The following is a 24,641-nucleotide window of genomic DNA, read 5'->3' as shown; positions in this document are numbered from 1 at the left end:
GTCACAAGACTGTAGGAACCTGACACCAACCTGTCACGCATGAAGAACACCGGCAACCGATGAGATTTTTGCTTGTGGAAGACAACGCTGATCTGGCGCGTGCGCTCTCGGGGCGTTTCGCGCTGGGCGGCCATGCCGTTGATCATGCCGCGTGCCTTGCGGATGCGGAACTTGCCACACAGACTGTTGGTTACGATTTGATTTTACTGGATATTATGCTGCCCGACGGGGATGGCCGCGCATTCCTGAGACGGCACCGGAGTGCGGACAATCCGACCCCCGTTATTGTGCTGACGGCGCGCTCGGAGGTGTCAGACCGCGTCGGTCTGCTGGATCTCGGAGCCGATGATTACATCACGAAACCCTTTGACTTCACCGAGCTGGAGGCGCGTGTGCGGGCGGTACTGCGGCGGCATGGCGGGGCAGCTGACAACAGCCGGGAGTTCGCTGGGCTGACGTTTGATTCGACCAGCGGAGTTATTTCTGCGGGCGGCGAGAGCATGCAGCTGCGCAACCGGGAAACCCGTCTGCTCGAAGTGTTCTTCGCCGCCCCCGGGCAGATTTTCTCCAAGTCACATCTGATGGACCGCCTGTTCTCCTTTTCTGAAGAAGTCTCCGAGAACGCCATCGAGGTCTATGTCGGGCGGCTGCGGCGCAAGCTCGCAGCGTCCGGTGCGACCATCGAAACCGTACGTGGTATGGGCTACAGGATGGTGCGTCGCGGATGACCGCGGGCACCTCATCCATACGCCGCCGTCTGGTACTGCAGCTTGCCCTTGTTGCAGCACTTCTGTCAGTTGCCTTCTTCTTGGCGGTCCGGGGAGTTGCGGGCAACGCGACGGAGCAGACGCAGGACAACATCCTCGCAGCCTCTGCCACATCGATTGCCGACGCGCTTTATTCCGACAGCGGATCGGTGCGTGTGGAAATCCCCTATTCGGCGCTTTCCATGCTGGGAACCGTCTCAGAGGACCGCGTCTTTTATCATGTCATTGTGGATGGGCGGACGCTCACCGGATACGAGGACCTGCCGGTGCCGCAGGGGGGCAGCGGCACCCGTGCACCGTTCTTTGATACATATTCCTACCGGGGCGACAGCCTGAGAGCTGTTGTCGTGACCCGGACCCTGACCGCGGCCAATCAGCCGCGCCGGGTGGAAGTTGTGGTGGCGCAGACGCGTCTTGGGCTTGAAGCTATTTCAACACGCATAACGGCCACTGCCACGGCCGTGGGGGTGGCGTTCTTTCTTGTGGCAACAGCACTCAGCGCGCTGGCCGCGCAAAACGCGCTTCGGCCTCTCAGCCGGTTGGCGGACGCGATGGCGCGCCGTGGCCCCAAGGACCTGCGCCCGGTCAGTGCCGAAGCCCCGGCTGAACTTGCTCCCCTTGTGGGCGGACTGAACAGTTTTATGTCGCGGCTGGGGTCTGCGCTGGGCCGGTCCGAGGACCTGATCGTCGAGGCCGCGCACCGTGTCAGAACACCCCTTGCGACGGTGCGTACGCAGGCGGAGGTCGTGCATCTTCAGATGGAAAAACCCGAAAACCGCCAGGCGCTGCGCCAGATGATCCGGGCGGTCGATGAAAGCTCCCGGTCGGCCGGGCAACTGCTGGACCACGCGATGGTGACACTGCGGTCCGATCACCTGGAAACCGAAGTGGTTGATGCGGCTGACCTGCTGCGGGATGTGGTCGACCGGCTGGGCCCGACTGCTGATCTGAGGGACATCGCGATCGATCTGGACCTGCCCGCACATCCGGTACAGGTCAGGGGCGACCCGATCCTGCTGCAGAATGCGGTGCGCAATATCCTCGACAATGCGATCAAGTATTCTCCCGCGGAAACCGACATCCACGTGTCGATGACCGGTGATGACCAGTGCCGGATGGTCTTTTGTGACCAGGGCCGCGGTTTCGAAGCTGATGATATTGCGCGATTGCCGGATCGTTTTTCGCGTGGGTCGAACGTGGGCGATGTCGTGGGATCGGGTCTGGGGCTGACCATTGTCTCGGATGTGGCGCGGGCACACGGTGGCACCCTCGAAATCGCCCCCAACCCGAAAGGAGCCGGTGCATGCGTCACGCTTGTCTTGCCCTGCTGCTGATCTTTCAAACCGCATGGGCGCTGGCTTTTGAGATCGAGGAAACGCACAGCTACCCGGCCGGGGGTGCGGAGTTGCGGATACTTTCAACAGCGGATCAGGGTGTCTTTGATCCCATTATCCGCGCGTTTCAGGCGGAGCACCCGGCGGTTTCCATAGTTTATGATGTCGCCAGCAGCACAGAAGTAATGAGCGCCATACAGGACGAGGCCGCAACGTATGATCTGGTTATTTCATCTGCCATGGACCTGCAGACCAAGCTTGCCAACGACGGTCTGGCGCGGGCCTGGCAGTCAGAGGCAACAGCGCGTCTGCCGGACTGGGCAAGCTGGCGCGATATGGTCTTTGCCTTCACGCAGGAACCTGCCGTTCTGGTCGTGAACGAGCGGTTGTTCGGTGACCTGCCGCTGCCGCAGAACAGAGCGGGTCTGATCGAGCTTTTGCGCGACAACGCAGAGGTCTTCAGGGGTCGTATCGGCACTTATGACGTGCGTACGTCCGGTCTGGGTTATCTTTTTGCCACGCAGGATTCGCGCAATACCGAGAGTTACTGGCGGCTGACCGAAGTAATGGGACGCCTTGATACCCGCCTTTATTGCTGTTCGGGGGCGATGATCACTGATGTCGCCCGCGGTGAACTGGCGCTGGCATACAATGTTCTGGGCTCTTACGCCCGGGCGCGGGTGAACGACACACCGGGCATACGGGTGGTCGAGATGGAGGATTTTGTCTCTGTGATGCTGCGCTCGGCACTGATCCCGACACAGGCCGTGGCCGTTGAAGAGGCGGGTCTCATGATTAATTTCCTGGCAGGGCTGTCTGAGCGGCCGGAGCTTGCCGCCCGGACAGGGCTGCCGCCTGTCAGCCTCGGGCTGGCTGGCACAGACGAGCGTGTTCTGCGCCCGATCCGGCTGGGGCCGGGATTGCTTGTGTTTCTGGACCGCATGCGGCGCGACACGTTTCTGCGCAGCTGGGTGAGCTCGGTCGAACAGCAGTAGGATCAGCTGCGCGGTGGCGTTGATCTGTAAACCGGCAGGCTCCAGCCAAAGGCCAGGGAACCGGCGCGCAGACACCATGTCACGGCGCCACAGATCAGCAGCGGCAGGAGCACATCCGGAAGGAACGTTCGGGTCATCACACCGGCTGCAGCCCCGGCGAAGGCGGCGGTTACGTAAAGTTCGCCCTGCCGCAAAACCACTGGGACATCGTTCAGAACCACATCCCGCAGCAACCCGCCAAGGCATCCGGTGATGGTGCCCATGATGACAACGATCAGCGCTGGCTGTTCAAGTGCGAGCGCCACACCGGTTCCTGCCGGGACGGCCACGGCAAGGGCGAAACTGTCCAGCCAGATCAGCGTTTTAAGCCGGCTTTCGAACAAGTGTGCGGTCAGGTAGACGACGACCGCAGCAGCGCAGGCCACCGCTATATAGGCGGGCTGGGCGATCCAGAATATCGGGTTCCGGTCCAGCAGAACGTCGCGCACTGTGCCGCCGCCGACAGCCGTCAGGCAGGCGACGAACGCAAACCCGACGATATCCAGCTGTTGCCGGCTGGCGACCAGCGCACCGGTGAGTGCAAAGACAAACACCGAAGCGTAGTCGAGCAGCGCGAGCAGTGTCATTTCCGGAAGGGGGCCATGCCGGAGCGTGCCAGTTCATCCGCGCGCTCATTCTCCGGATGTCCGGCGTGACCTTTGACCCATTTCCAGGTGACGTTGTGCTGCTGGTTCGCTGCATCAAGGCGCTGCCAGAGTTCGGCATTGGCGACGGGCTTTTTAGCCGCGTTCTTCCAGCCGTTCTTTTTCCACCCGTGAATCCAGCTGGTTATCCCGTTTTTGACGTAGTTGCTGTCGGTCACAATGGTGATCGTGCTGGCACGGCTGAGGCTTTCCAGCGCGCTGATGGCGGCCATCAGTTCCATACGGTTGTTGGTGGTCTGTGGCTCGCCACCTTTCAGTTCCCGTTCCTTGACCAGTGTCGCGCCGTCCATTGCCTGCAGCAGCGCACCCCAGCCCCCGGGCCGGGATTGCCCGAACAGGCACCGTCTGTGTATGCGAAAAGCTCAGGCATGTGCGGCGAGGCTTATCCATGCAGCCTCTGATCCGTCAAGGCCTTTGCCGACACCGCTGGACCTGCCGGTCACCACCATGCCGGCCTCTTCGAGCAATCGGGTCAGTTCGGCGTCCGTGTAATATGTATATCTCCGGCCGATCCGGTCACGTTTGCTGCCGGTGCCGGATTTCAGCGCGATGTGAAAACGCCCTCCCGGCTTCAGGGCGCGTGCGATGCCGGACAGATACCCGGGCATCTCGTCCCGCGTTGCGTGGAGCAGGGAAAAGTTGGCCCAGATACCGTCGAAGGCATCCACGTCCGTGAGATCGGCGAAGCCGGCCTGCCGCGCGGTCACACTGTCCTGAGCGGCTGCGAGGGCGACCATTTCTGCCACCGGATCCCAGGCATGTGCCTCAAGACCGGCGCTGGCCATGACGGCAGCCGACGTGCCCGGGCCACACCCCAGATCCAGAACGCGGCCTCCGGGCGGAAGGTCGGCGATAAAGGCAGTCAGCAGCGGGTCGCGGTCATTGGCGTCACGAGTAAGCTTGGCGTATTCAGTGGCCTTTTCGGCATAGACGTTCAGTGTTTCTTCGTCACTCACAGGAATACCCCCACGGCCAGGCAGGCCAGAACGATTGTTGTCAGCAGAACGCGCAGGTTCATCCACCACGCGGGCGTCAGTCCCCAGCGGAAAAACGCAAAATCCAGGATCAGAAGCCCGGCGAACCCGAAGATCAGATTCAGTCCGGCCGTCACCGGACCGCCGCCTGTCATGAAAAATGCCCAGAGCGCGGGAATGACCGACAGCGTGTATCCCATTGCGGCCTGCGCGCCGCTGGCTTTGGTGGCAAACCCCCAGAGCACCCCGGACATGAAAGAGAGAATGACCGAGCCGTAAAACAACTGCACATAGGGCCCGATGAACCGGGACCCCAGATGATCAAGCCCCCACTGTGCCAGCGGGTCGCTGAGGTAGGTCAGCGCCCCCCAGATAAAAGGGATCAAACCGGCGAGGCCAAGGATCAGGGGGGCTGTGGGAATGCGGGTCATAGTGGCTTTGCTGAATGAAGGTTGATGCGTCTGTCAAAAGTTAGAGGGTAACGGGTGCGGATTCAGATGCGGCGGGTCGTCGGTCCATAATCTGTGCCCGGATCAGCTCAGCGGCCGAGCCGGGCTCATGCTGGCCTGTGTCCACACTGATGACATCCGGGCGGGGAACAGCGCAATAGTCATTGCGGTCGAGGTGGCTTTGCAGACCGTCAAGTGATGTCAGCTTGCCGCGCGCCTGCCTGTCTGCCCCGCCCACTCGTTCAAACAGCAGGTCCGTTGCACAATGCAGAAATACGGGAACCAGCCTTCCGCCCTCGTTTGTCAGAATGGCCTCCCATTCCTCGACGATGGGCAGATCGTCCGGATGCACGTAACAGGCGGTGGTCACAACAAAGGCCGCCTCCGAGCGGGCCGCCGCACGAAGAAGAGACATCCGTAGCTCGCCGACCAGATCCCAGAAACCGGGCGCGCCGAAGTCGAGTACGGTCCTGGCGACATCAATGCTGTCGTGGTTTTCAAGCACTCTGGCAGGCAGAAGCTCTGCCAGCCTGTGTGCGATGGTGCGTTTGCCAACTGCGGGAGGACCGTGCAGGAAAATCAGGTCCATCGCCGGGTCACGCAGGTTCGCGCAGGACGCGGGGTACTTTGAACTCCACGTTTTCCACGGCGGTTTCAACCAGTTCGCGTGTTACATTGTACCGGTCGCAGAAAGCGTCGATCACTTCGTTGATCAGCACTTCAGGGGCCGACGCACCGGCTGTGATTCCGACCGAGCGGATACCTTCCAACGCGCGCCAGTCGATGTCATCCGCGCGCTGAACGAGCTGTGCATAGTCACAGCCAGCACGCGCACCAACCTCAACGAGGCGCTTGGAATTGGAGGAATTCGGCGCCCCCACGACCAGCATAGCATCGCATTTCGGGGCCATGGCCTTGACCGCCTCCTGGCGGTTCGTGGTCGCATAGCAGATGTCTTCCTTGTGCGGTCCGACGATGGCGGGAAAACGTGCCTGAAGCGCGGCAACCACATCTGCAGTGTCGTCGACGCTCAGCGTCGTCTGCGTCACATAGGCAAGGCGTTCGGGATCCCTCACAGAAATTTTCTGAACGTCTTCAGGCGTTTCGACAAGAATGACCTCGCCGTCGGGCAGCTGCCCCATGGTCCCCACAGTTTCCGGATGACCCGCGTGGCCGATCATGACCATCTGCAACCCGTTGTCAGCGTGGCGCTGCGCTTCGATGTGCACTTTGCTCACCAGCGGGCAGGTCGCATCGACATAGACCATCTCGCGGGCCTGTGCTGCCTGAGGGACAGATTTCGGCACACCATGTGCGGAAAAGATCACCGGGCGGTCGTCAGGACATTCAGACAGCTCTTCAACGAAGACCGCGCCTTTGTCCCGAAGTCCGTCGACCACAAATTTATTGTGTACGATTTCATGGCGCACATAGATCGGCGCACCCCATTTCTCGAGCGCCATTTCGACGATCTTTATGGCGCGGTCGACGCCCGCACAGAAACCGCGCGGCGCTGCAAGATAGAGAGTGAGGGGCGGTCTGGTCATGACAGTCTCCGGTTGTCACACCCAGAGTTAAGCCTTTGGCAGCGCAGCGTCCAGAGCCGCGTTGCCCCTAAGGCCCGTCAGCCGTTGCTGGCTTCGGCGAAATCCCGCGGCGGGCGTCCGATGACGTCCTTCAGCTCATCCAGCTCGATGAAGTTGTCCGCCTGACGCCGGAGCTCATCAGAGATCATCGGCGGCTGGCTGCGGATGGTCGAGACGACCGACACGCGCACGCCGGAGCGTTGCAGACTTTCCACCAGCGGCCGGAAATCGCCGTCGCCGGAAAACAGCACGATGTGATCAACGCGTGGTGCGAGTTCCATGGCGTCGACGGTAAGTTCGATGTCCATGTTACCTTTGACCTTACGGCGGCCCATGCTGTCTGTGTATTCACGCGCGGGTTTTGTCACCATGGTGAAGCCGTTGTAGTTCAGCCAGTCCACCAGGGGGCGGATCGGAGAGTATTCGTCGTTCTCCAGAAGCGCTGTGTAATAAAATGCGCGGAGAAGTTTCCCGCGGCGCATGAATTCCTGCCGGAGCAGTTTGTAATCGATGTCAAACCCAAGCGCTTTTGCGGCGGCGTACAGGTTCGAGCCGTCTATGAACAGAGCAAGACGCTCGTCCTTGTAAAACATGGTCAGTCCTTCCGATGGTACCGGACGCTGGTACTCTGAACCTTTTGGCGTAATTATTGTGCGGTCCGTTTGAGGGGCAAAATAGGGGATTTTCCAGGTGTCGCAAGGGCGCAAACCCATAATAACAGGCGGAAAGCTGCCTCAATTCCGGTCAGTTGCCCTGGTCGCCGTAGGGTCAAACTATCCATCGGTATCAGGTGACGCAAGGGAAACTATCCGAAAGGGTATAACGGCTGTCCAAACGGACAGAACGGTGATTCGCGCCGTCAGCCGCTACTATCGGACACCGGCTTTTCCACCCGGGAACGGACCCGATTTCGTGAATGCTGCTCTTGCGGTCGAAACCGATTTTGGGCCGCAGGAGTTCCTGCGTCTGCTGCACAGCGTCGAGGCTGCAATGGGTCGGGAGCGTCGCGAACGGTGGGCGCCCCGGACCCTCGATCTGGATCTCATTGCGATGGATGAAATTGTGCTGCCGGACGCGCAGACCCACAAAACGTGGCGCCGGATGAGCCTCGAGGCCCAGATGTCTACAACACCGGATACGCTCATCCTGCCCCATCCCCGGCTGCAGGAGCGTGCCTTTGTTCTCGTCCCGCTGGCGGATGTCGCACCGGACTGGGTACATCCGGTGCTGGGCAGAAGCGTTTCCCAGATGCTGGATGCTTTGCCGGAAAGCGACCGGGGAGAGGTCAGGCCAATAGAATAGGCGCTTGTAAACCTGGCTGATCCGCCCTAAATAGCGCACTTCTGACATCCTTTTTCCGCACGGAGAATCCCATGGCCCGCGTCACAGTTGAAGATTGCGTCGATAAAGTCCCGAACCGTTTTGAACTGGTTATGCTGGCCGCGCACCGCGCACGCGAGATTTCTTCGGGTGCCGCGATCACGGTGAACCGCGACAACGACAAGAATCCGGTCGTATCACTGCGTGAGATTGCGGATGAAACCCAGAGCGCGGAAGAGCTTCGGGAACGCCTGATCGAGAGCAACCAGAACCAGATCGAGGTGGACGAGCCGGAAGAAGACGCAATGGCGCTTCTGATGGGAGCCGAACAGGACAAGCCGGAAGAAGACAGCATGTCCGAAGAGATGCTGCTCCGCCAGCTGATGGCGGCACAGGGGCAGGGCTGACAGGGCCCTTCGCCTGCCTGAGGAAGACATGGCATGGCAACGACGGTCGAAGTTCCGGACATCACTGCCGACGATCTGATCGCGCTTGTCGCAAAATACAATCCACGCACCAACGCTGACCTGATCCGCGCGGCCTATGATTATGGCCGCGATATGCATGAGGGTCAGTACCGCCATTCGGGTGAACCCTATTTCACCCATCCGGTGGCCGTTGCGGCAATCCTGACAGAGCAACAGCTGGATGATGCAACGATCATCACGGCATTGCTGCACGACACAATCGAAGACACCAAGGCTTCCTATTCCGAGGTTGAGACGCGGTTTGGCAAAGAAGTCGCCGAACTTGTCGACGGTGTCACCAAGCTGACGAACCTGCAGCTGAACTCCACAGAGACCAAACAGGCGGAGAATTTCCGCAAACTCTTCATGGCGATGTCCAAGGATTTGCGGGTCATTCTGGTGAAGCTCAGCGACCGGCTGCACAATATGCGCACGATCAAGGCGATGCGCCCGGAAAAGCAGGCGCAGAAGGCTCGCGAAACGATGGAGATCTTCGCGCCACTGGCTGGCCGGATGGGTATGCAGTGGATGCGCGAGGAGCTGGAGGATCTGGCGTTCCGGGTGCTCAATCCTGAAGGCCGCGCCAGTATCATCCGGCGATTTATCAACCTGCAGCGTGAGACCGGCGATGTGATCCAGCGCATCACCGGTGATATGCGCCTCGAACTCGACAAGGCGGGTGTCGAGGCGGAGGTCTTCGGCCGTGCCAAAAAGCCGTATTCCATCTGGCGGAAGATGCAGGAAAAGGAACAGACCTTCTCGCGTCTGTCGGACATCTACGGATTCCGGATCATCACAGCGTCGGAAGAAGACTGTTACCGGACGCTGGGTGCCATTCACCAGCGCTGGCGCGCCGTGCCCGGGCGGTTCAAGGATTACATCAGTCAGCCGAAATCAAACGGCTACCGCTCTATCCACACAACTGTTTCCGGCAGAGATGGCAAACGTGTCGAAGTGCAGATCCGCACCAGCCAGATGCACGACGTGGCCGAGACTGGCGTTGCGGCGCACTGGTCCTATCGTGACGGCGTGCGCAGTCAGAACCCTTTTGCTGTCGACCCGGCGAAATGGATCACGACGCTGACGGAACAGTTCGACGCGGAAGAGGACCACCAGGATTTTCTCGAAGCCGTGAAGCTGGAGATGTATTCGGACCAGGTCTTCTGCTTCACGCCCAAGGGCGAGGTCGTCAAACTGCCCCGGGGTGCGACGCCGATTGATTTCGCCTTTGCCATCCACACCCGGATCGGCATGGCCTGCGTCGGGGCCAAGGTTGACCATATGCGCGTGCCTCTCTGGACGCGTCTCAAGAACGGTCAGAACGTCGAGGTGATCACCGCTGAGGGCCAAAGCCCTCAGGCGACGTGGCTGGATATTGCCACGACCGGTAAGGCACGGGCCGCCATCCGCAAATCCCTGCGTGAGGAAGACCGGGCGCGGTTTGTGAAACTCGGCCGGGAACTTGCGCGCTCTGCTTTCGAACATGTCGGCCGCAAAGCGACGGACAAGGCATTGTCGACGGCTGCCCGGAATATGCGCCTGAAAAACCGGGATGATCTGCTGGCGCGCCTTGGCAGCGCCGAAATCACCGGTCGCGAAGCCGTACAGGCCGTCTATCCTGACCTGACGCCCAAAAAGGGTGAAAAGGTTGACGCCAGCCGCGCTGTAATCGGCCTGTCGCCGGACCAGTCATTCGACCGGGCGTTCTGCTGCCAGCCGCTGCCGGGTGAACGGATTGTCGGGATTACGTTCAAGGGGCGCGGCGTGGTGGTGCACGCCATCGACTGTGACCGCCTCGGCGCCTACGAGGACCAGCCTGAACGCTGGCTGGACCTGCGCTGGCACGAGGGCAGCCATCCGGCGGTGTACGGTGCGACGCTTGAGGTCACGCTGAACAATGACGCGGGCACACTGGGACGCATCTGCACATTGATCGGAGAGACCCGCGCGAATATCTCTGATCTGCAGTTTGTTGACCGTAAACCTGACTTTTTCAAACTGCTGATCTATGTCGAACTTCGGGATGTGGCGCATCTGCACTCGCTGATGCTCACGCTGGAGGCCGAAAGCGACGTGGCCGACGTTACCCGGTCGCGCAATATGTCGCAGCCGCAAACAGAAACTCCCGGCTGATGTCGCAACCCGGTCATCTGGTAGTCATATTTACACTATGATCTGTCATGGTCGCCACGCAGTCGATGAAATGAGGACACCACCGCTTGGTCTTTAAACGCAGAGATCCCAAAAGCTGGCCCCGTGCCCTGCTTGAGTTTCTGTGGCCGCGCGGAGGCTGGGCACGGGCGTTTCACTATGTGAAGCACCGGATGCGGCGTCTGCCCGATAGCCCTGAACGCATCGCGCGCGGCATATGGGCAGGTGTTTTTGCCTCATTCACACCGTTCTACGGATTTCATTTCTTTATTGCGGCCGGTCTTGCGACCGTAATGCGCGGAAATGTGATCGCGTCGCTGATGGCGACCTTCTTTGGCAACCCGCTGACCTATGTGCCGATTGGGGTCGCAGCGCTGTCAACCGGCCACTGGCTTCTGGGTGATACAGTAGACGAAGGGATGCACCGTTCCTTCGGCGGTAAATTCGTGGATGCGGGCGCGGACCTCAAAGACAACTTCAAAGCTCTGTTCACGGATGACACGGCCGACTGGAGCGGATGGCACGTATTTTATGACGAGATTTTTTTCCCCTATATGGTGGGCGGTGTTCTTCCGGGTATCTTCTTTGCGACGCTGTGTTATTATCTTTCTGTGCCGCTCATAAGGGCGTATCAGAAGCGCCGGAAAGGCGCCATAAAAGCCAAGTTTGACGCTCTCAAGGCGAAAGCCGCGGCAAAAGCGGATGCCAAGCGCAAAGCGGAACATCATTCAGCCGGGGAATAAAAAGGGGGACGTATGTCTTTTGCTGGAAAACTGCGCCTTGGCGTAAACATTGATCACGTGGCCACAGTCCGGAATGCGCGCGGCGGCGCCTATCCTGATCCGTTGCGGGCAGCGCGTATTGCTGAAGAGGCGGGGGCGGACGGGATTACCGCACACCTGCGCGAGGACCGCCGTCATATCTCGGATGCGGATATCGAAGGTCTTATGGACGTTCTGTCTGTGCCGCTGAATTTTGAGATGGCCGCGACAGATGAAATGCAGAAAATTGCTTTGCGACACAGACCGCACGCGGTTTGTATTGTGCCGGAGAAGCGGGAAGAGCGCACCACTGAGGGTGGCCTGGAAGTCGCGCGCGAGGAAAACCGTCTCGCCCATTTCATTGCGCCACTGCGGGATGCCGGATGCCGCGTGTCCATATTCATCGCCGCGGACAAACGCCAGATTGAGGCCGCGCACCGTATCGGGGCGCAGGTAATAGAACTGCACACCGGGGCCTATTGCGACGCCCACGCAGAAGATGATCAGGAAGCACGCGACCGCGAACTGAATGCGCTGCGCGAAATGTCCGCCTTTGCGCACAGCCTCGGGCTGGAAGTGCACGCGGGACACGGTCTGACTTATGACACGGTCACACCGGTTGCCGCATTCCCGGAGGTGATGGAACTGAACATCGGGCACTTCCTGATCGGGGAGAGCATTTTTCTTGGACTTGGACCGGCAATCTCGGAGATGCGCCGGCTTATGGACGAGGCGCGTACCTAGGCTTCGGTTACAGTTTTACGGGTGTGGCCTACCCGTATTACGAGAGCGCCAGGCGGATTTCCGCATTGTGGCAGAAATGTGGCAACTTTTGCCCAGAAGTTGACACATTTCTCCCCTAGGTTGCGCTTATAGATTTTTCTTTAAGGTTTTCACAATGTTCCGCCCCATCCGATTCTGTCTGACCATGATTCTCTCTCTCGCCGCTGTGGCGGTAATTGCTCAGATTGTGTTTATTGTTTCTGGTCTCAGCATAAGTCTGAGCCCCGTCCCTTTCGCCTGTCTTGTTCTTGCCGCCCTGCTTGAGGGGCAGAATTACGCAAAATCCCATAAAAAAAGGCCTCAACGCGATACGATTTGGCTCGCGGCCCTCAGTATGACGGCTATGGCCGTGCTGGTGCTGGACGCGATTTACGCCCTTTTCCGCATTTTTTCACCGCACCATGTCGCTGTTTTGGGGCAGATTGAGCCGATGAATTTTGCCCTCGCGCTTGTTGCACTGGCAGTCGTGGCCTGTATTGCGGTACGCTTCAGCTACGAAGCGGGACTCAAAATTGTTCTGGATCGCTACACTCCTTAAGGTTGAGAGGCATTTGTCCCATGGAATCGGCAGAAACGCTTATTCCGCTCTCGGTCATACTGATCGGATGGATGATTGCCGGCGGAAGTCCGGGTCCGGCGACGCTGGCAATCTCCGGCACTTCCATGCAGCAGGGTCGCCTTGCCGGTCTGACAATAGCCTCAGGTATCCTCGCAGGCTCTGCGTCCTGGGGCATTGCCGCTGCCATGGGGTTTTCGGCCGTCATGATGGCAAACGTCTGGCTGTTTGAATTTCTGCGCTATGCCGGTGCGGCCTATCTCTTCTGGCTTGCTGTCCGGTCGCTGCGCTCGGCAGGCCTCCGCAACAGTATCGCTGCGCCTGACGTGCCACGTGCACGGCTGTTCCGCCGGGGGATGCTGCTTCATCTGATGAACCCGAAAGCTGTTCTCGGCTGGGGGGCGATCTATGCTATAGCCCTTCCGCAGAATGCCGGGCCCACCGATGTCTGGAGCCTCTTTGCGGCACTCTTCTGTTGCTCCTGCATTGTCTTCCTTGGCTACGCGATGCTTTTCTCCTGGGGGCCGGTCGCGCGGGGGTATGCCCGTGCGCGCCGCGTCTTTGATCTGGCTTTTGGTCTTCTGTTCGGGTTCGCCGGGGTGCGGATATTGACGGCGCGCCTTGTCTGATACAGCGCGCGGCTGTTTTCTCTGGCGACATCCCACGCTACAAGACCGCAGGCAGGCGAAGGGCGCACTATGATCCTCGGTATCGGAACCGATCTCGCGAACATTGAACGGATACAGGGCACTCTGGACCGCTTTGGTGATCGATTCAAAAACCGCGTTTTCACGGAAACAGAACAGCGCAAGGCGGAACGCCGAAAGGATGTTGCAGGAACATACGCCAAACGCTGGGCCGCTAAGGAAGCCTGCTCAAAAGCACTGGGCACGGGGCTCGCCATGGGCATTTCGTGGAAGGATATGGCTGTCAGCAATCTGCGCAGCGGCCAGCCGGTGATGCAGGTGACAGGGTGGGCGGCTGACCGGCTTGCCGAAATGACGCCAGACGGCCATGAAGCGATTATTCACGTGACCCTGACCGATGATCACCCCTGGGCGCAGGCCTTCGTTGTGATTGAGGCGCGACCGCGCACCGCCTGATACGGACGTGTGACCGGTGATTGCCTTGACTTGCCCGGTCTGCCTGCGCATTACGGCCCAAACCATTCAGGAATCCGCCACATGGCAGCCAAAGAAAAGAAACCGCAGAACGCCTTTGTCGAGACGGTTAAAACAATTGTTTATGCGCTTTTGATTGCAGGTGTTTTCCGCACCCTGTTCTTCCAGCCCTTCTGGATCCCGTCCGGCTCCATGAAAGAGACCCTGCTGGTCGGTGATTTCCTGTTCGTGAACAAGATGGCGTACGGGTATTCCTATGCGTCCTGTCCCAGCCTGTATATGCCGCGTTTCGGTGTCGATATAGACGCCAAAAACATCTGTGGCTTTCTGGACGGGGACAACACACGCATCCTCGGCGGGGACCCGGAGAGGGGTGACGTAGTCGTCTTCCGTCATCCGGTGTCGGGGCGTGACTATATCAAACGCCTGATCGGACTTCCCGGTGACAAGATCCAGATGCAGGACGGGCTGATTGTTCTGAACGGTGAGGTGCTGCCGCAGGAACCGGCTGGTACCTTTGAGGAACTCATGGAGCCTCAGGGACCCGAAGGCCGCCGCCCGCGCTGCTCGAACGGCCCTGTGGGTGACGGTGGCGCCTGTCTCAAGACGCGGGCGATTGAAACGCTGCCGGACGGCTCACGGCACACCGTTCTGGACATTGGTCCTCAGTCCTCCGACCGCACGGGGATCTACACCGTTCCTGAGGGGCATTATTTCTTCGTCGGTGACAACCGCGACAATTCAGCAGACAGCCGCCTGGCCCAGCAGGTCCAGGGCGTCGGTTTCGTTCCCTACGAAAACCTGATCGGACGTGCAGACCGCATCATGTTTTCTTCGGGTGGCCGGTCGATGCTGTTTTTCTGGACATGGCGCGGAGACCGTTTCTTTAAGGCAGTCGAGTGAAGCTCTCGGCCGAACTGCGGGCCTTTCAGGACCGGTTGGGCCACGTCTTTTCCCGGCCTGAACTGCTGGCCCAGGCGGTAACGCACGCGTCAATGTCATCTGCCACCCGGGACGATAACCAGCGTCTGGAATTCCTTGGCGATCGTGTTCTGGGCCTTGTCATGGCCGAAGCGCTGCTGGAACTGGACCCCAAAGCATCCGAAGGACAGCTGGCGCCGCGCTTCAATGCGCTGGTTCGCAAGGAAACCTGTGCCGATGTCGCCCGTGATATTGATCTGGGGGCAGTCCTGAGGCTGGGGCGGTCCGAAATGCTGTCCGGAGGACGGCGCAAACAGGCACTTCTCGGTGACGGGATCGAGGCCGTTATTGCCGCGATTTACCTAGATGCGGGTTTCAGCATTGCCAAGGAGACGGTTCTGCGCCTCTGGGGCGCCCGCGTGCACGAGGTTGAAAAAGATGCCCGGGACGCGAAAACAGCATTGCAGGAGTGGGCGCAAGCACGGGGGCTGAGGCCACCAGTCTATACGGAAACGGCACGTACCGGCCCGGATCATGCCCCCCAGTTTACAATCCTCGCGAGCCTGGAGAACGGCGCCAGCCAGGATGCCCGTGCAGGGTCAAAGCGTCAGGCGGAGCAGGCCGCCGCTGCCGCTCTTTTGGCCGAAGTGGAGAAATCGAAATGACAACGCGCGCAGGTTTTGTGGCCCTGATCGGTGAACCGAACGCGGGCAAGTCTACGCTTCTGAACCGCATGGTGGGTGCCAAAGTGTCCATTGTCACGCACAAGGTACAGACCACGCGTGCGCGCATCCGGGGCGTCGCGATGGAGGGTCAGAGCCAGATCGTTTTTGTTGATACGCCAGGTCTTTTCCAGCCCCGCCGCCGGCTTGACCGGGCTATGGTCGCGGCCGCCTGGGGCGGTGCTGCGGATGCGGATGTCATCGTGCTTATGATCGAGGCGCATCGCGGCGTGACCGAAGGCGTTGAGCGCATCCTGGAGGGGCTTGCGGATATCGGCGAAGGGCGGGCCGTAGCGCTCGCGATCAACAAGATAGACCGGGTGCCTGCCGAAACCTTGCTGGCTCTCAGTCAGGATCTCAACAGCCGGTACGCCTTCGCGGGAACCTTCATGATCTCGGCAGAACGGGGACACGGTGTTGACGATCTGCGGATATGGCTGGCCGTGGAGCTGCCCGAGGGGCCGTTTCTCTATCCGGAAGACCAGATTGCCGATTTGCCGATGCGGATGATCGCGGCGGAAATGACACGTGAAAAACTCACACTGCGTCTGCACCAGGAACTGCCCTATCAGCTCACCGTCGAAACTGAAAAGTGGGAAGAGCGCAAGGATGGGTCGGCCCGGATTGACCAGCTGATCTATGTGGTGCGCGACGGTCATAAGGGGATCGTTCTGGGTCACAAAGGTGAGACGATCAAAGCAGTATCGAAGGCGGCGCGCGAAGAGCTTGAGGAATTTCTGGGACGGCGGGTGCACCTGTTTCTTCAGGTTAAGGTCCGTCCCAACTGGCTGGATGAAGCCGAGCGCTATTCGGAGATGGGTCTGGAGTTCAGGGATGGTAACGACTGATCATCCGACGTTTTTCAGCGGGCGTGACATCTGATGGCGCGGCTGACGGCACGTTTCTGGGTCGATGCCTATCTTACGCGGTTGCGGGGGGCTGATATTCCTGCGTTCGTCGTGGCGCATGGCGATGACACGGCGGGGGCAGTTCTGGTCAAGCTGAACACGCTGGATGGTGGCGCAAAGCTTTTCCACCGCACCTGGGATCTTCTGGAGGACAAACAGGCGTGGTCAGCGCTTTGTGCAGGGTCAGAGGCGGATGTTGACGGCGCGGTAGCGCGCCAGCGCGGTTTTGACCCGGACATCTGGGTCATCGAAGTAGAAGACCGGCAGGGCCGACATCTGCTGGACCAGCCCGGGATGGTCTGATGGAGTGGCGGGATCAGGGGATTTTGCTGAGCACCCGCCGCCATGGCGAAACATCTGCGATCATTGAAGTCTTTACACCCGACCACGGCAGGCACGCCGGCGTGGTGCGCGGTGGGACCAGCCGTAAAATTGCGCCACATCTGCAACCGGGTGCCCAGCTTGACCTTGTGTGGCAGGCAAGGCTTGAGGATCACATCGGCAGTTTCCGTGTTGAACCGGTGCGCAGCCGGGCAGCTTCCGCGCTTGGTGAACGTCTGGCACTGGCCGGGCTGAATGCCGTCACGGGGTTGCTGGGGTTCTGTCTGCCAGAGCGGGAACCACATCCGGAACTGTATCGTCATACAGAGCAACTGCTGGATCTGCTGGACCAGCCGGACCTTTGGCCGCTGGCCTACCTGAAATGGGAAGTCCGGCTGTTGCACGAAATGGGCTATGCGCTGGAACTGGATCGTTGCGCGGTGACGGGAACGCAGGAAGACCTGATATACGTGTCTCCTAAATCCGGGCGTGCTGTGTCGCGGGGCGCGGCAGGGGAATGGGCTGATCGCCTTTTGCCGCTGCCGCCGGTCCTGCGCGGTACAGGCAATGCACCGGATCAGGAGATCGCCGACAGCTTTGTGACCACCGGGTATTTTCTGACGCAACATCTTGCGCGGGATCTTGGTGACAAGCCGCTTCCCGACGCCCGCGCGCGGTTTGTTGATCTGTTCAGCCGTCGGATCTGAACACCATTTTGCGGCCTTCCGGCGTCGACAGAATCAGCGTGTCGCCCAACACTTCTGACAGGGTCATTTCATCCAGCGCGGCGAAAAAACGGGTTTCGGCGGCCAGATCAGGACAGGCCATGCGAGTTGCCGCAACAGGACCTGTTTCAAACCAGGGGTAGGGAACGGTCATACTGGCGGAATAGCTGTTACAGGGCGCGTTGCCGGCGATTTTGCCCGCTTCCGGGAAGATCAGCGTAGCATTCGCGCTAAAGGGTTCTCCGTCTATCTCTGCCAGTGTCCACAACCTTTCGGAGGCACCGTAAGCCGCAACCGTTTCATCTTTCCGGCAGGAGGCTGCAAAAACCAGTGCACCCGCTGCAGCCAGAAGAAGTACGCGCGAGGTCATTGCAGAGCGACGACCAGATCGGCAAGGGTGTCGAATGCCTGGGCCGGATGTGTCCTGCCGCCGATCTGAGGCAGGCCGATCATCGTCGCGAGGGCGCTTTGCGCAAATTCAGGGTTTGTGATCCCAAGCTGCCTCAGCAGGTTGCCAAGATACGTCAGGCGTTCCGCATCGACCTGTGCCAGCGCGCGCGCGACGGTTTTATCGGTACGCGCCCATGTGCGCAGGGCCGGATCCTGTTTGTCGGCGAGAACGCGTTTGCCAAACCGGCGCAGACGCTGTTCTGCATTGCCGTCCTCCGCCAAGGCATCGACGACATCCGCAAACGCACGGCCCTGCCAGTCCCTGATCACGGCTTTCTGGAAATCCGGTACGTCTTTGAAATGCCAGTAAAAGGAACCTTTGGTCGTACCGAGCTGACGGGCCAGCGGTTCTGCGGCCAGCGCTGTCGGCCCTTCGGCCACCAGTGCCCGGAGGCCGGCATCAATCCAGGACTGACGGTTCAGGCGGGTACGTTTCATACCACAGCCTTAAAAAGCCGGAAGGTGATCCGCAAGCTGATGGGCGGCCATTCGCGCAATACGGGACGTTTCGCCGCGGCGCAGCGTAAGAATGATGCGTTGCAGCAACGGGACCGCCCCTGAGGCGGTGCTCAGGGGCAGAATCTGCGTTCGTTAAGCGTCAGCTCAGGATTCGCCGGGCGATGACCTGTGCCTGGATTTCAGCAGCACCCTCAAAGATGTTCAGGATACGCGCGTCGCAGAGGACACGGCTGATCTTGTATTCGAGCGCGAAACCATTGCCGCCGTGTATCTGCAGGCCGTTGTCCGCAGCGGCCCAGGCAACACGTGCACCCAGCAGCTTGGCCATGCCGGCCTCGACGTCGCACCGCCGTCCTTCATCCTTTTCGAAAGCCGAGAAATACGTCAACTGACGGGCGATCATGATCTCCACTGCCATCATTGCCAGTTTACCTGAAACCCGGGGAAAGCAGATCAGCGATTTGCCAAATTGTTTGCGGTCCTGAGCGTATTGCATCGCGATGTCCAGCGCGGACTGGGCCACACCGATCGCGCGGGCTGCCGTCTGGATACGCGCCGACTCAAAGGTCTCCATCAGTTGCTTGAAGCCCTTGCCTTCCTCGCCGCCGAGCAGATTTTCGCCTTTGACAAAGAAATTGTCGAACGCCAGTTCGTACTCCTTCATCCCGCGGTAGCCCAGAACCTCAATCTCGCCGCCGGTCATGCCTTCGGTCGGGAAGGGGTTCTCATCATCGCCTGGTGTTTTTTCCGCAATGAACATCGACAACCCTTTGTAGTCTGTTGTCTCCGGGCCCGTGCGTGCGAGCAGCGTCATGATCTGCGTGCGGGTCGCGTGGGTGATCCACGTCTTGTTGCCTGTAATCCGGTAATCATCTCCGTCCCGCACGGCGCGGGTGCGCAGGCTTCCCAGATCAGACCCGGTATTTGGCTCTGTGAACACGGCAGTCGGCAGCGTTTCAGCCGAAGCGAGACGCGGCAGCCATTTCTCTTTCTGCTCCTGCGTGCCTCCGGCGATGATCAGCTCTGCGGCGATTTCTGAGCGCGTTCCCAGCGAGCCCACGCCGATGTAACCGCGGGACAATTCTTCGGAAACCACACACATCGACGCCTTTGACAGGCCGAAGCCGCCGTATTCTTCCGGTATCGTCAGACCGAAAACGCCCATTTCTGCGAGTTCCTCGATGACGTCCATAGGTATAAGTTCGTCTTTGAGGTGCCATTCATGGGCAAAGGGCTCGACCTTTTCGACGGCGTAGCGGCGGAATTGCTCGCGGATCATCTCCAGTTCATCATCCAGGCCGGACGCGCCCACCATGATGTTGGCGGCATGTTCCTGCATCAGGTCGACAAGGCGTGTACGCGCCGCCTGGGTGTTGCCATGTTGCGTGAGCGTCATGACGAATGGCTCCATCATCGCGCGCATGTCCTGCTGGCCAAGACCCAGATCCTGCAGGCGCAGGACCTCGCCCTGGTTCATCTGGATGCCGCCATAAATCTGCCAGAGGTATTCACCGAAAGCGATCTGCAGGATCAGCTGTTCGGTCTCGTTGAACTTTCCCTCCGCCTGGAGGCCCTCTGCCCATTTCTGCATCTGATGCAGCGACTGCACATAGGTGGCCAGCCACGCAAGACCATGCGCAGCTGTCTGATGCTGCTCGACCAGCGTGCCCGAAACCCGGCCGTCCGGTGCCACGAGGTTCCTTACACGATCCCGCGCTGTTTCGAGTATGCTGTCGATTGCCGGGAGAGCTCCGGCTGTCAGCGTCATAAGATCAGCGAGCAGTACTTCGGGGCTTCCTACCGGGTCCTGTCCGTCATGGGCCATTTCAAACATCCTCCTGCGGTCCTGTTGTGGTCTAGGTACTTTGCAGGTGCAGCGCAACAAAAATACATTGTGGTGCGGCATTTTGTATGAAAATTACGCAAGGAAACTGGCGAATTTGCTGCGATGCAACGCTCAGTGTCCAGGGTACCTGACCCTCAGACGAAAAAAAACCGATCTACCGGCCTTTCTGGCACGGTACATCGGCTTCTCACTCGTAACTCAGGAATCAGGCTCAGGGCCGATTCCCCCTTATCCCTGACGGGCAACAGTCACACCGGACACGTCCTCAATGAACGTGACGATCCGGGTTTTTACAGTGTCGTCGCGAATTGCGGCGAGCGCGGTCACGATCTCCATGCTGGGATCGCGACCCTTTTCAGCTTCTTCCGAAGCATCAAGGCCTTCAAAGAAATATGACGTTGGAACGTCCAGAATTCTCGACAGTTCGTAAAGCCGGCTGGCGGCAATACGATTGGAGCCGATTTCATATTTCTGAATTTGTTGGAAAGAGAGGCTCAGCTCGCGCGCAACGTCAGTCTGAGACAGACGACGGATCGTGCGGATCTGTTTGAGCTTTCTTCCAACATGAACATCTACAGGATGGGACATACTTTTTAACACCTCTGGTTGAGACTGACTACTCTCTTCGCGGGAAATGGCGTTTCGATCAACTGACTACCTTTTATTTTTTTTGACTAAAAATGTTCAGTTGATGGGTGAAAAATGTTGCATTGGTGGGTGATTTATTTACCATTGTGCGTAATGAACGAGATTATGAAGCCAACCGAGTCTGCCCCGGTCGCCAGAAAGACTGCGGAATCTCATAGCCTTCTGCATGAGATGATCCGTTCTTTTACTACTCTGGCGAGAACCCTGAACCTCAGCCATGCGGTTCGGGAACTGGGCAGCACGCGCCAGACAGTGCGCCGTCACATCGCCTTGCTGGAGGAGGCGAAGGGTGTTGAGCTGTTCGCAATCGAGGATCGTCAGTACCGTCTGACAGAAGCCGGCGAGCAGGCGCTGCCTGCGGCTCAGGAGATTCTGGCGCGGGGCAATGCCTGGCTCAGCGGCGATATGAATCACCTCAGCGGGTTGCTGACGTTGTCTCACAGTCAGCCAAACGGCTGGAGTTTCCATCAGCATCAGCAGCGAATCGACGTGATCTGGAAGCCGGAAAACATTCTGTTCCGCGAGGCGTTCCGCGCCTGGACTATGAGCGGCGGCCATATTGAACACGAAAATATGGCGCATATCCGCCCCTATCTGATGGTCTACAGAGAATCGCCGACCGGCTGGATCTGTGTGGAAATGGGCGAAAAGTCATTTTACTCAATCTGGTTTGGCTGGACGAACGCCCGGAGCAGTATCGGCCGGCCGATCGGCCAGTTTCCGGGTGGTCAGGATTTCGCACTGATGCTCGATCTGCCTTACAAAGACGTTAAAACAACAGGAGGATGTCGCTTAGATCAGATATTTACACAGGTCCCGCGCATGCCAGGCGGTGATCTTGTGCCGACAGCTTATCACAGACTTTTGCTGGGAGGTGCTTTCCCGGACGGGAGTTTCGCGCTGATTGCGGTGCTGGACCGGTCACGCGAAATCAATATACCCGGGCTTGATCCCGGTGTCCTGGATATGGCGCCGCTGGACTCGCAGGTGGCTTTCGACCCGTCCTGCGTAAAATACGAGCAGGCAATGATAAATTAGGTTAACCTGTGATGGTAATGCCATCAGAGGAGAACCCCTAATGACCCTGCACACCTTTCAGGACGGAACACGGTTCCTGGCCAGCAGCTCAAGTTTGCTGAACGAGCACGGTATAGAACTTCAGGTCGGACACGACTTTGACGAGTATCGCGAGATACTTGCTGAGGCCCGTCCGGGACACACTCTGGGTGCGCCTCTGAACCCGGATCTCCAGCCTATGACTCCTGCAAATTCCTTCTGGATTGCGGGACGGGACGGTAATGGAACAATCATGCATACCCAGGCAATGCGCTGTGTGGACCTGCGCGGCGGCTATCTGTCGGATTATCTGCGTCACCGCTTTGTCGATTACCCGCCGTCCTGCCTCGATATTGACATGCAGCGCTCCCGCTACAGAGCCGGTCCTGGCGCCCAGCGTATCAAGGGGCAGGTCTGTTACCATGGCGAATTCTGGATGGGCGGCGAGCCCGGACAGTACCGCGGAACGGGTCTTTCCTACATCCTTGGGCGGTACGCTTTCCTGCTCGGACTGCAGATGTACGATCCGGACTACATTTTTGGCTTCATGGAGCGGACAGTTGTCTTCAAAGGCTTCCCCGCGCGCCACGGATATATGCACATGGAGCCAAGTGCGCTGCGCTGGTACATTAAGAATAATGAAAACCCGCTGGAAGGCTATCTGGTCTATGTCGGCCGTGACGACATCCGCTTCCTGCTGGATATGCCGCTGTCAGATATTCTGGACATGGCGGCCTGATAAGCAAATCCGCCCGCCGGCTGATGGCAGCGGCGGGCGGTACCTGTGGGTTATCAGTCAGCAGCGTGTCAGCTGATAGCCGCTGCGCGCACATCCTCGTCGATGAACGGCAGATACTGCGCGAAGTTATCCGAGAACATCTTCACCAGTTTGGCTGCCTGACGGTCGTAGGCTTCCGGGTTGTCCCAGGTCCGCCGTGGATCGAGCAGAATGCTGGGCACGCCTTTTACGTCTACCGGCACTGAGAAACCGAAATTCGGGTCCTTGCGGAATTCTGCATCGGCGAGCGATCCGTCCAGCGCCGCGGTCAGCAGGCCGCGTGTTGCTTTGATCGGCATACGGCTGCCTGTGCCATAAGCTCCGCCGGTCCAGCCCGTATTCACAAGCCAGCACGTGGCCCCGTGTGTGGCGATTTTTTCGCGCAGAAGGTTGCCGTAAACCTCCGGGCGTCGCGGCATAAAGGGTGCGCCAAAACAGGTGGAGAAAGTCGGCTCCGGTTCGGTCACGCCGCGCTCTGTACCTGCAACCTTTGATGTGAAGCCGGACAGAAAGTGATACATCGCCTGAGCAGGTGTCAGGCGCGAGATCGGAGGCAGAACACCAAATGCGTCGCAGGTCAGCATGATGATATTCTTCGGATGCCCGCCGCGCGCTGCCTCAGAAGCGTTTGATATATAGTGCAGCGGGTAGGCGCAGCGCATGTTCGCGGTCAGGCTGTCGTCGTCAAAATCCAGTTCCCGCGTCTCTTCGTCATAGATCATGTTTTCAATGACCGTACCGAACTTCTCGGTGGTTGCGTAGATTTCCGGTTCTGCTTCTGCGCTGAGGTTGATGGTCTTTGCGTAACAGCCACCCTCGAAATTGAACGTACCGGTGTCTGACCAGCCATGCTCGTCATCCCCGATCAGTGTCCGGGACGGATCGGCCGACAGAGTTGTTTTCCCGGTGCCCGAGAGACCAAAGAAAACCGCGGCGTCGACCGGGTTGCCGTTCGCGTGATTGGCAGAGCAGTGCATTGGCATCACGCCCTGTTCCGGCAGCAGGTAGTTCAGCAGCGTAAAGACGGATTTCTTATTCTCGCCGGCGTATTCGGTGCCACCGATCAGGATAAGCTTTTTGTCAAAGTTCATCGCTATCACGGTTTCAGAGCGGCAGTTGTGCTTCTTCGGATCCGCCTGAAAGCTGGGGCAGTTGATCACGGTGAAATCTGCGGTGAACTCGTCGAGGTCCTCAAGATCAGGGCGGCGCAGCATATGGCGGATAAAAAGGCCATGCCACGCCAGCTCCGTAACCATCCGCACATTGATTGCATGTTTGGGGTCAGCGCCGCCAACAAGGTCCTGAACAAAATAGTCCCGGCCTTCCATGTGTGTGAGCATATCTGAATGCAGGGCATCAAAGCCCTCCGGCGACATGGAAGCATTGTTGTCCCACCAGATTGTATCGGCAACACTGTCGGTTTTGACCACGTGCTTGTCTTTAGGGGACCGGCCGGTGAATTTTCCGGTGGTGACAAGAAACGTCCCGCCTTTGCCCAGGCGTCCTTCGCCACGTGACAGAGCGTTCTCGATCAGGTCGGGTTCCATCAGGTTGTAATAGACATTTCCAAGGCCCCTTATCCCCTGATCTTCCAGTCTGAAGTCCGGGTTGACGCGCCCATGTGTCATTACGCTCTCTCCTGATGTGCTGCCTGTGCGGCAGGAAACTGAAACTGTGCGAACGGCTTATCCACACCCACACGGGCTCTTAACATGACGTTTTGTGTCCTGAACAGGACGCTTTCAGGGAGTTAGCGCCACCATTGTGAACTTTGTCGGATGAAGTTGCGGACATGGTTTATGTGGGCGCTATCATTTTAACGAAGCCGTCAACAATGTG

The 24,641-nt window shown here is 59.1% G+C and carries 29 protein-coding genes and 1 pseudogene; 18 read left to right on the top strand and 12 right to left on the bottom strand.

Going from position 1 to position 24,641, the window contains the following annotated elements; translation table 11 throughout:
- Nucleotides 1-59 precede the first annotated feature (59 nt).
- From ACZ1HA_RS14195 to ACZ1HA_RS14185, 3 genes are read left to right on the top strand one after another with little or no spacing between them, the layout of a single operon-like run.
- Nucleotides 60-728 carry a response regulator transcription factor gene (locus tag ACZ1HA_RS14195; protein ID WP_472714327.1) on the top strand — a complete coding sequence of 223 codons (669 nt, stop codon included), beginning with the start codon at nucleotides 60-62 and terminating at the stop codon, nucleotides 726-728.
- A complete protein-coding gene (locus ACZ1HA_RS14190; protein WP_472714326.1) occupies nucleotides 725-2,101 on the top strand; it encodes a sensor histidine kinase N-terminal domain-containing protein in 1,377 nt (458 codons plus the stop codon). Before ACZ1HA_RS14195 ends, ACZ1HA_RS14190 begins: the two co-directional genes overlap by 4 nt.
- Nucleotides 2,071-3,096, top strand: a complete 1,026-nt coding sequence (locus ACZ1HA_RS14185) for an ABC transporter substrate-binding protein (protein WP_472714325.1) — start codon at nucleotides 2,071-2,073, stop codon at nucleotides 3,094-3,096. Before ACZ1HA_RS14190 ends, ACZ1HA_RS14185 begins: the two co-directional genes overlap by 31 nt.
- A gap of 2 nt (nucleotides 3,097-3,098) precedes the next feature.
- Here the strand turns inward: ACZ1HA_RS14185 and ACZ1HA_RS14180 are convergent, their stop codons facing one another.
- The 7 genes and pseudogenes from ACZ1HA_RS14180 to ACZ1HA_RS14150 all read right to left on the bottom strand — a co-directional run bounded on the left by ACZ1HA_RS14180 (nucleotide 3,099) and on the right by ACZ1HA_RS14150 (nucleotide 7,402).
- Nucleotides 3,099-3,722, bottom strand: a complete 624-nt coding sequence (locus tag ACZ1HA_RS14180) for a trimeric intracellular cation channel family protein (RefSeq protein ID WP_472714324.1) — start codon at nucleotides 3,720-3,722, stop codon at nucleotides 3,099-3,101.
- A pseudogene (gene rnhA, locus ACZ1HA_RS14175) lies at nucleotides 3,719-4,170 on the bottom strand (ribonuclease HI). The gene ACZ1HA_RS14180 and the pseudogene rnhA overlap by 4 nt, the downstream one beginning before the upstream one ends.
- Complete coding sequence (locus ACZ1HA_RS14170) at nucleotides 4,163-4,756, bottom strand: class I SAM-dependent methyltransferase (RefSeq protein ID WP_472714323.1); 594 nt, start codon at nucleotides 4,754-4,756, stop codon at nucleotides 4,163-4,165. Before ACZ1HA_RS14170 ends, rnhA begins: the two are co-directional and overlap by 8 nt.
- Nucleotides 4,753-5,205, bottom strand: coding sequence for a DUF3429 domain-containing protein (locus ACZ1HA_RS14165; RefSeq protein WP_472714322.1), 453 nt, complete (start codon nucleotides 5,203-5,205; stop codon nucleotides 4,753-4,755). The genes ACZ1HA_RS14170 and ACZ1HA_RS14165 overlap by 4 nt, the downstream gene beginning before the upstream one ends.
- Nucleotides 5,206-5,245: 40 nt before the next feature.
- Nucleotides 5,246-5,812 carry a P-loop nucleotide/nucleoside kinase family protein gene (locus tag ACZ1HA_RS14160; RefSeq protein ID WP_472714321.1) on the bottom strand — a complete coding sequence of 189 codons (567 nt, stop codon included), beginning with the start codon at nucleotides 5,810-5,812 and terminating at the stop codon, nucleotides 5,246-5,248.
- A gap of 7 nt (nucleotides 5,813-5,819) precedes the next feature.
- Entirely contained in the window at nucleotides 5,820-6,770 is a 951-nt protein-coding gene (ispH, locus tag ACZ1HA_RS14155; RefSeq protein WP_472714320.1) for a 4-hydroxy-3-methylbut-2-enyl diphosphate reductase, read from the bottom strand.
- A gap of 77 nt (nucleotides 6,771-6,847) precedes the next feature.
- Nucleotides 6,848-7,402: a LabA-like NYN domain-containing protein gene (locus tag ACZ1HA_RS14150; protein ID WP_298844286.1), complete on the bottom strand. Its 555-nt coding sequence runs from the start codon at nucleotides 7,400-7,402 to the stop codon at nucleotides 6,848-6,850.
- A gap of 97 nt (nucleotides 7,403-7,499) precedes the next feature.
- Here ACZ1HA_RS14150 and folK point away from each other — a divergent pair, with 97 nt between their 5' ends.
- From folK to recO, 13 genes are all read left to right on the top strand, one after another.
- Nucleotides 7,500-8,111 (top strand): 2-amino-4-hydroxy-6-hydroxymethyldihydropteridine diphosphokinase, encoded by a 612-nt coding sequence (gene folK, locus ACZ1HA_RS14145; protein ID WP_472714319.1) that lies wholly within the window; start codon nucleotides 7,500-7,502, stop codon nucleotides 8,109-8,111.
- A gap of 71 nt (nucleotides 8,112-8,182) precedes the next feature.
- Nucleotides 8,183-8,536 (top strand): DNA-directed RNA polymerase subunit omega, encoded by a 354-nt coding sequence (rpoZ, locus tag ACZ1HA_RS14140; RefSeq protein WP_169639358.1) that lies wholly within the window; start codon nucleotides 8,183-8,185, stop codon nucleotides 8,534-8,536.
- A gap of 33 nt (nucleotides 8,537-8,569) precedes the next feature.
- On the top strand, nucleotides 8,570-10,729 hold the full coding sequence (locus tag ACZ1HA_RS14135) for a RelA/SpoT family protein (protein WP_472714318.1): 2,160 nt from the start codon (nucleotides 8,570-8,572) through the stop codon (nucleotides 10,727-10,729).
- 86 nt (nucleotides 10,730-10,815) lie between these two features.
- Complete coding sequence (locus tag ACZ1HA_RS14130) at nucleotides 10,816-11,490, top strand: DUF2062 domain-containing protein (RefSeq protein WP_375229938.1); 675 nt, start codon at nucleotides 10,816-10,818, stop codon at nucleotides 11,488-11,490.
- Nucleotides 11,491-11,502: 12 nt separating this feature from the next.
- Nucleotides 11,503-12,252, top strand: coding sequence for a pyridoxine 5'-phosphate synthase (locus ACZ1HA_RS14125; protein ID WP_436398635.1), 750 nt, complete (start codon nucleotides 11,503-11,505; stop codon nucleotides 12,250-12,252).
- Between the two features lie 154 nt (nucleotides 12,253-12,406).
- Complete coding sequence (locus ACZ1HA_RS14120) at nucleotides 12,407-12,829, top strand: ABZJ_00895 family protein (protein WP_436398637.1); 423 nt, start codon at nucleotides 12,407-12,409, stop codon at nucleotides 12,827-12,829.
- 20 nt (nucleotides 12,830-12,849) lie between these two features.
- Nucleotides 12,850-13,476 (top strand): LysE family translocator, encoded by a 627-nt coding sequence (locus ACZ1HA_RS14115; protein ID WP_436398639.1) that lies wholly within the window; start codon nucleotides 12,850-12,852, stop codon nucleotides 13,474-13,476.
- Nucleotides 13,477-13,545: 69 nt separating this feature from the next.
- Nucleotides 13,546-13,950 carry a holo-ACP synthase gene (acpS, locus tag ACZ1HA_RS14110; protein WP_436398641.1) on the top strand — a complete coding sequence of 135 codons (405 nt, stop codon included), beginning with the start codon at nucleotides 13,546-13,548 and terminating at the stop codon, nucleotides 13,948-13,950.
- Nucleotides 13,951-14,031: 81 nt separating this feature from the next.
- The gene (gene lepB, locus ACZ1HA_RS14105) at nucleotides 14,032-14,871 is read left to right on the top strand and encodes a signal peptidase I (RefSeq protein ID WP_436398642.1); all 840 of its coding nucleotides are present in this window, start codon (nucleotides 14,032-14,034) and stop codon (nucleotides 14,869-14,871) included.
- Nucleotides 14,868-15,554, top strand: coding sequence for a ribonuclease III (gene rnc / locus ACZ1HA_RS14100; RefSeq protein WP_472714317.1), 687 nt, complete (start codon nucleotides 14,868-14,870; stop codon nucleotides 15,552-15,554). The genes lepB and rnc overlap by 4 nt, the downstream gene beginning before the upstream one ends.
- Nucleotides 15,551-16,459 carry a GTPase Era gene (gene era / locus ACZ1HA_RS14095; RefSeq protein ID WP_472714316.1) on the top strand — a complete coding sequence of 303 codons (909 nt, stop codon included), beginning with the start codon at nucleotides 15,551-15,553 and terminating at the stop codon, nucleotides 16,457-16,459. Before rnc ends, era begins: the two co-directional genes overlap by 4 nt.
- Nucleotides 16,460-16,492: 33 nt before the next feature.
- Nucleotides 16,493-16,822 (top strand): DUF1491 family protein, encoded by a 330-nt coding sequence (locus ACZ1HA_RS14090; protein WP_375229943.1) that lies wholly within the window; start codon nucleotides 16,493-16,495, stop codon nucleotides 16,820-16,822.
- Nucleotides 16,822-17,547, top strand: coding sequence for a DNA repair protein RecO (recO, locus tag ACZ1HA_RS14085; RefSeq protein ID WP_375229944.1), 726 nt, complete (start codon nucleotides 16,822-16,824; stop codon nucleotides 17,545-17,547). The genes ACZ1HA_RS14090 and recO overlap by 1 nt, the downstream gene beginning before the upstream one ends.
- Here the strand turns inward: recO and ACZ1HA_RS14080 are convergent.
- The 4 genes from ACZ1HA_RS14080 to ACZ1HA_RS14065 all read right to left on the bottom strand — a co-directional run bounded on the left by ACZ1HA_RS14080 (nucleotide 17,531) and on the right by ACZ1HA_RS14065 (nucleotide 20,908).
- Nucleotides 17,531-17,935, bottom strand: a complete 405-nt coding sequence (locus ACZ1HA_RS14080; RefSeq protein ID WP_472714315.1) for an META domain-containing protein — start codon at nucleotides 17,933-17,935, stop codon at nucleotides 17,531-17,533. The genes recO and ACZ1HA_RS14080 overlap by 17 nt on opposite strands.
- The gene (locus ACZ1HA_RS14075) at nucleotides 17,932-18,453 is read right to left on the bottom strand and encodes a TetR/AcrR family transcriptional regulator (protein ID WP_472714314.1); all 522 of its coding nucleotides are present in this window, start codon (nucleotides 18,451-18,453) and stop codon (nucleotides 17,932-17,934) included. Before ACZ1HA_RS14075 ends, ACZ1HA_RS14080 begins: the two co-directional genes overlap by 4 nt.
- 160 nt (nucleotides 18,454-18,613) lie before the next feature.
- A complete protein-coding gene (locus ACZ1HA_RS14070; protein WP_472714313.1) occupies nucleotides 18,614-20,299 on the bottom strand; it encodes an acyl-CoA dehydrogenase family protein in 1,686 nt (561 codons plus the stop codon).
- 249 nt (nucleotides 20,300-20,548) lie between these two features.
- Nucleotides 20,549-20,908, bottom strand: a complete 360-nt coding sequence (locus tag ACZ1HA_RS14065; protein WP_375229948.1) for a helix-turn-helix domain-containing protein — start codon at nucleotides 20,906-20,908, stop codon at nucleotides 20,549-20,551.
- Nucleotides 20,909-21,139: 231 nt separating this feature from the next.
- On the opposite strand from ACZ1HA_RS14065, the gene ACZ1HA_RS14060 reads away from it, so the two are divergent.
- Together ACZ1HA_RS14060 and ACZ1HA_RS14055 are read left to right on the top strand one after the other, a co-directional pair.
- Complete coding sequence (locus ACZ1HA_RS14060) at nucleotides 21,140-22,006, top strand: LysR family transcriptional regulator (RefSeq protein WP_375229949.1); 867 nt, start codon at nucleotides 21,140-21,142, stop codon at nucleotides 22,004-22,006.
- A 40-nt stretch (nucleotides 22,007-22,046) separates the two neighbouring features.
- Nucleotides 22,047-22,763 carry a hypothetical protein gene (locus ACZ1HA_RS14055; RefSeq protein WP_375229950.1) on the top strand — a complete coding sequence of 239 codons (717 nt, stop codon included), beginning with the start codon at nucleotides 22,047-22,049 and terminating at the stop codon, nucleotides 22,761-22,763.
- 68 nt (nucleotides 22,764-22,831) lie between these two features.
- Here the strand turns inward: ACZ1HA_RS14055 and ACZ1HA_RS14050 are convergent, their stop codons facing one another.
- Nucleotides 22,832-24,430 carry a phosphoenolpyruvate carboxykinase gene (locus ACZ1HA_RS14050; protein ID WP_472714312.1) on the bottom strand — a complete coding sequence of 533 codons (1,599 nt, stop codon included), beginning with the start codon at nucleotides 24,428-24,430 and terminating at the stop codon, nucleotides 22,832-22,834.
- Between the last annotated feature and the right edge of the window lie 211 nt (nucleotides 24,431-24,641).

The sequence above is a fragment of the Roseobacter sp. S87 genome (assembly GCF_055693285.1).
Note: the sequence above shows the minus strand (reverse complement) of the source record. Positions and strands in the feature narration are given on the sequence as shown.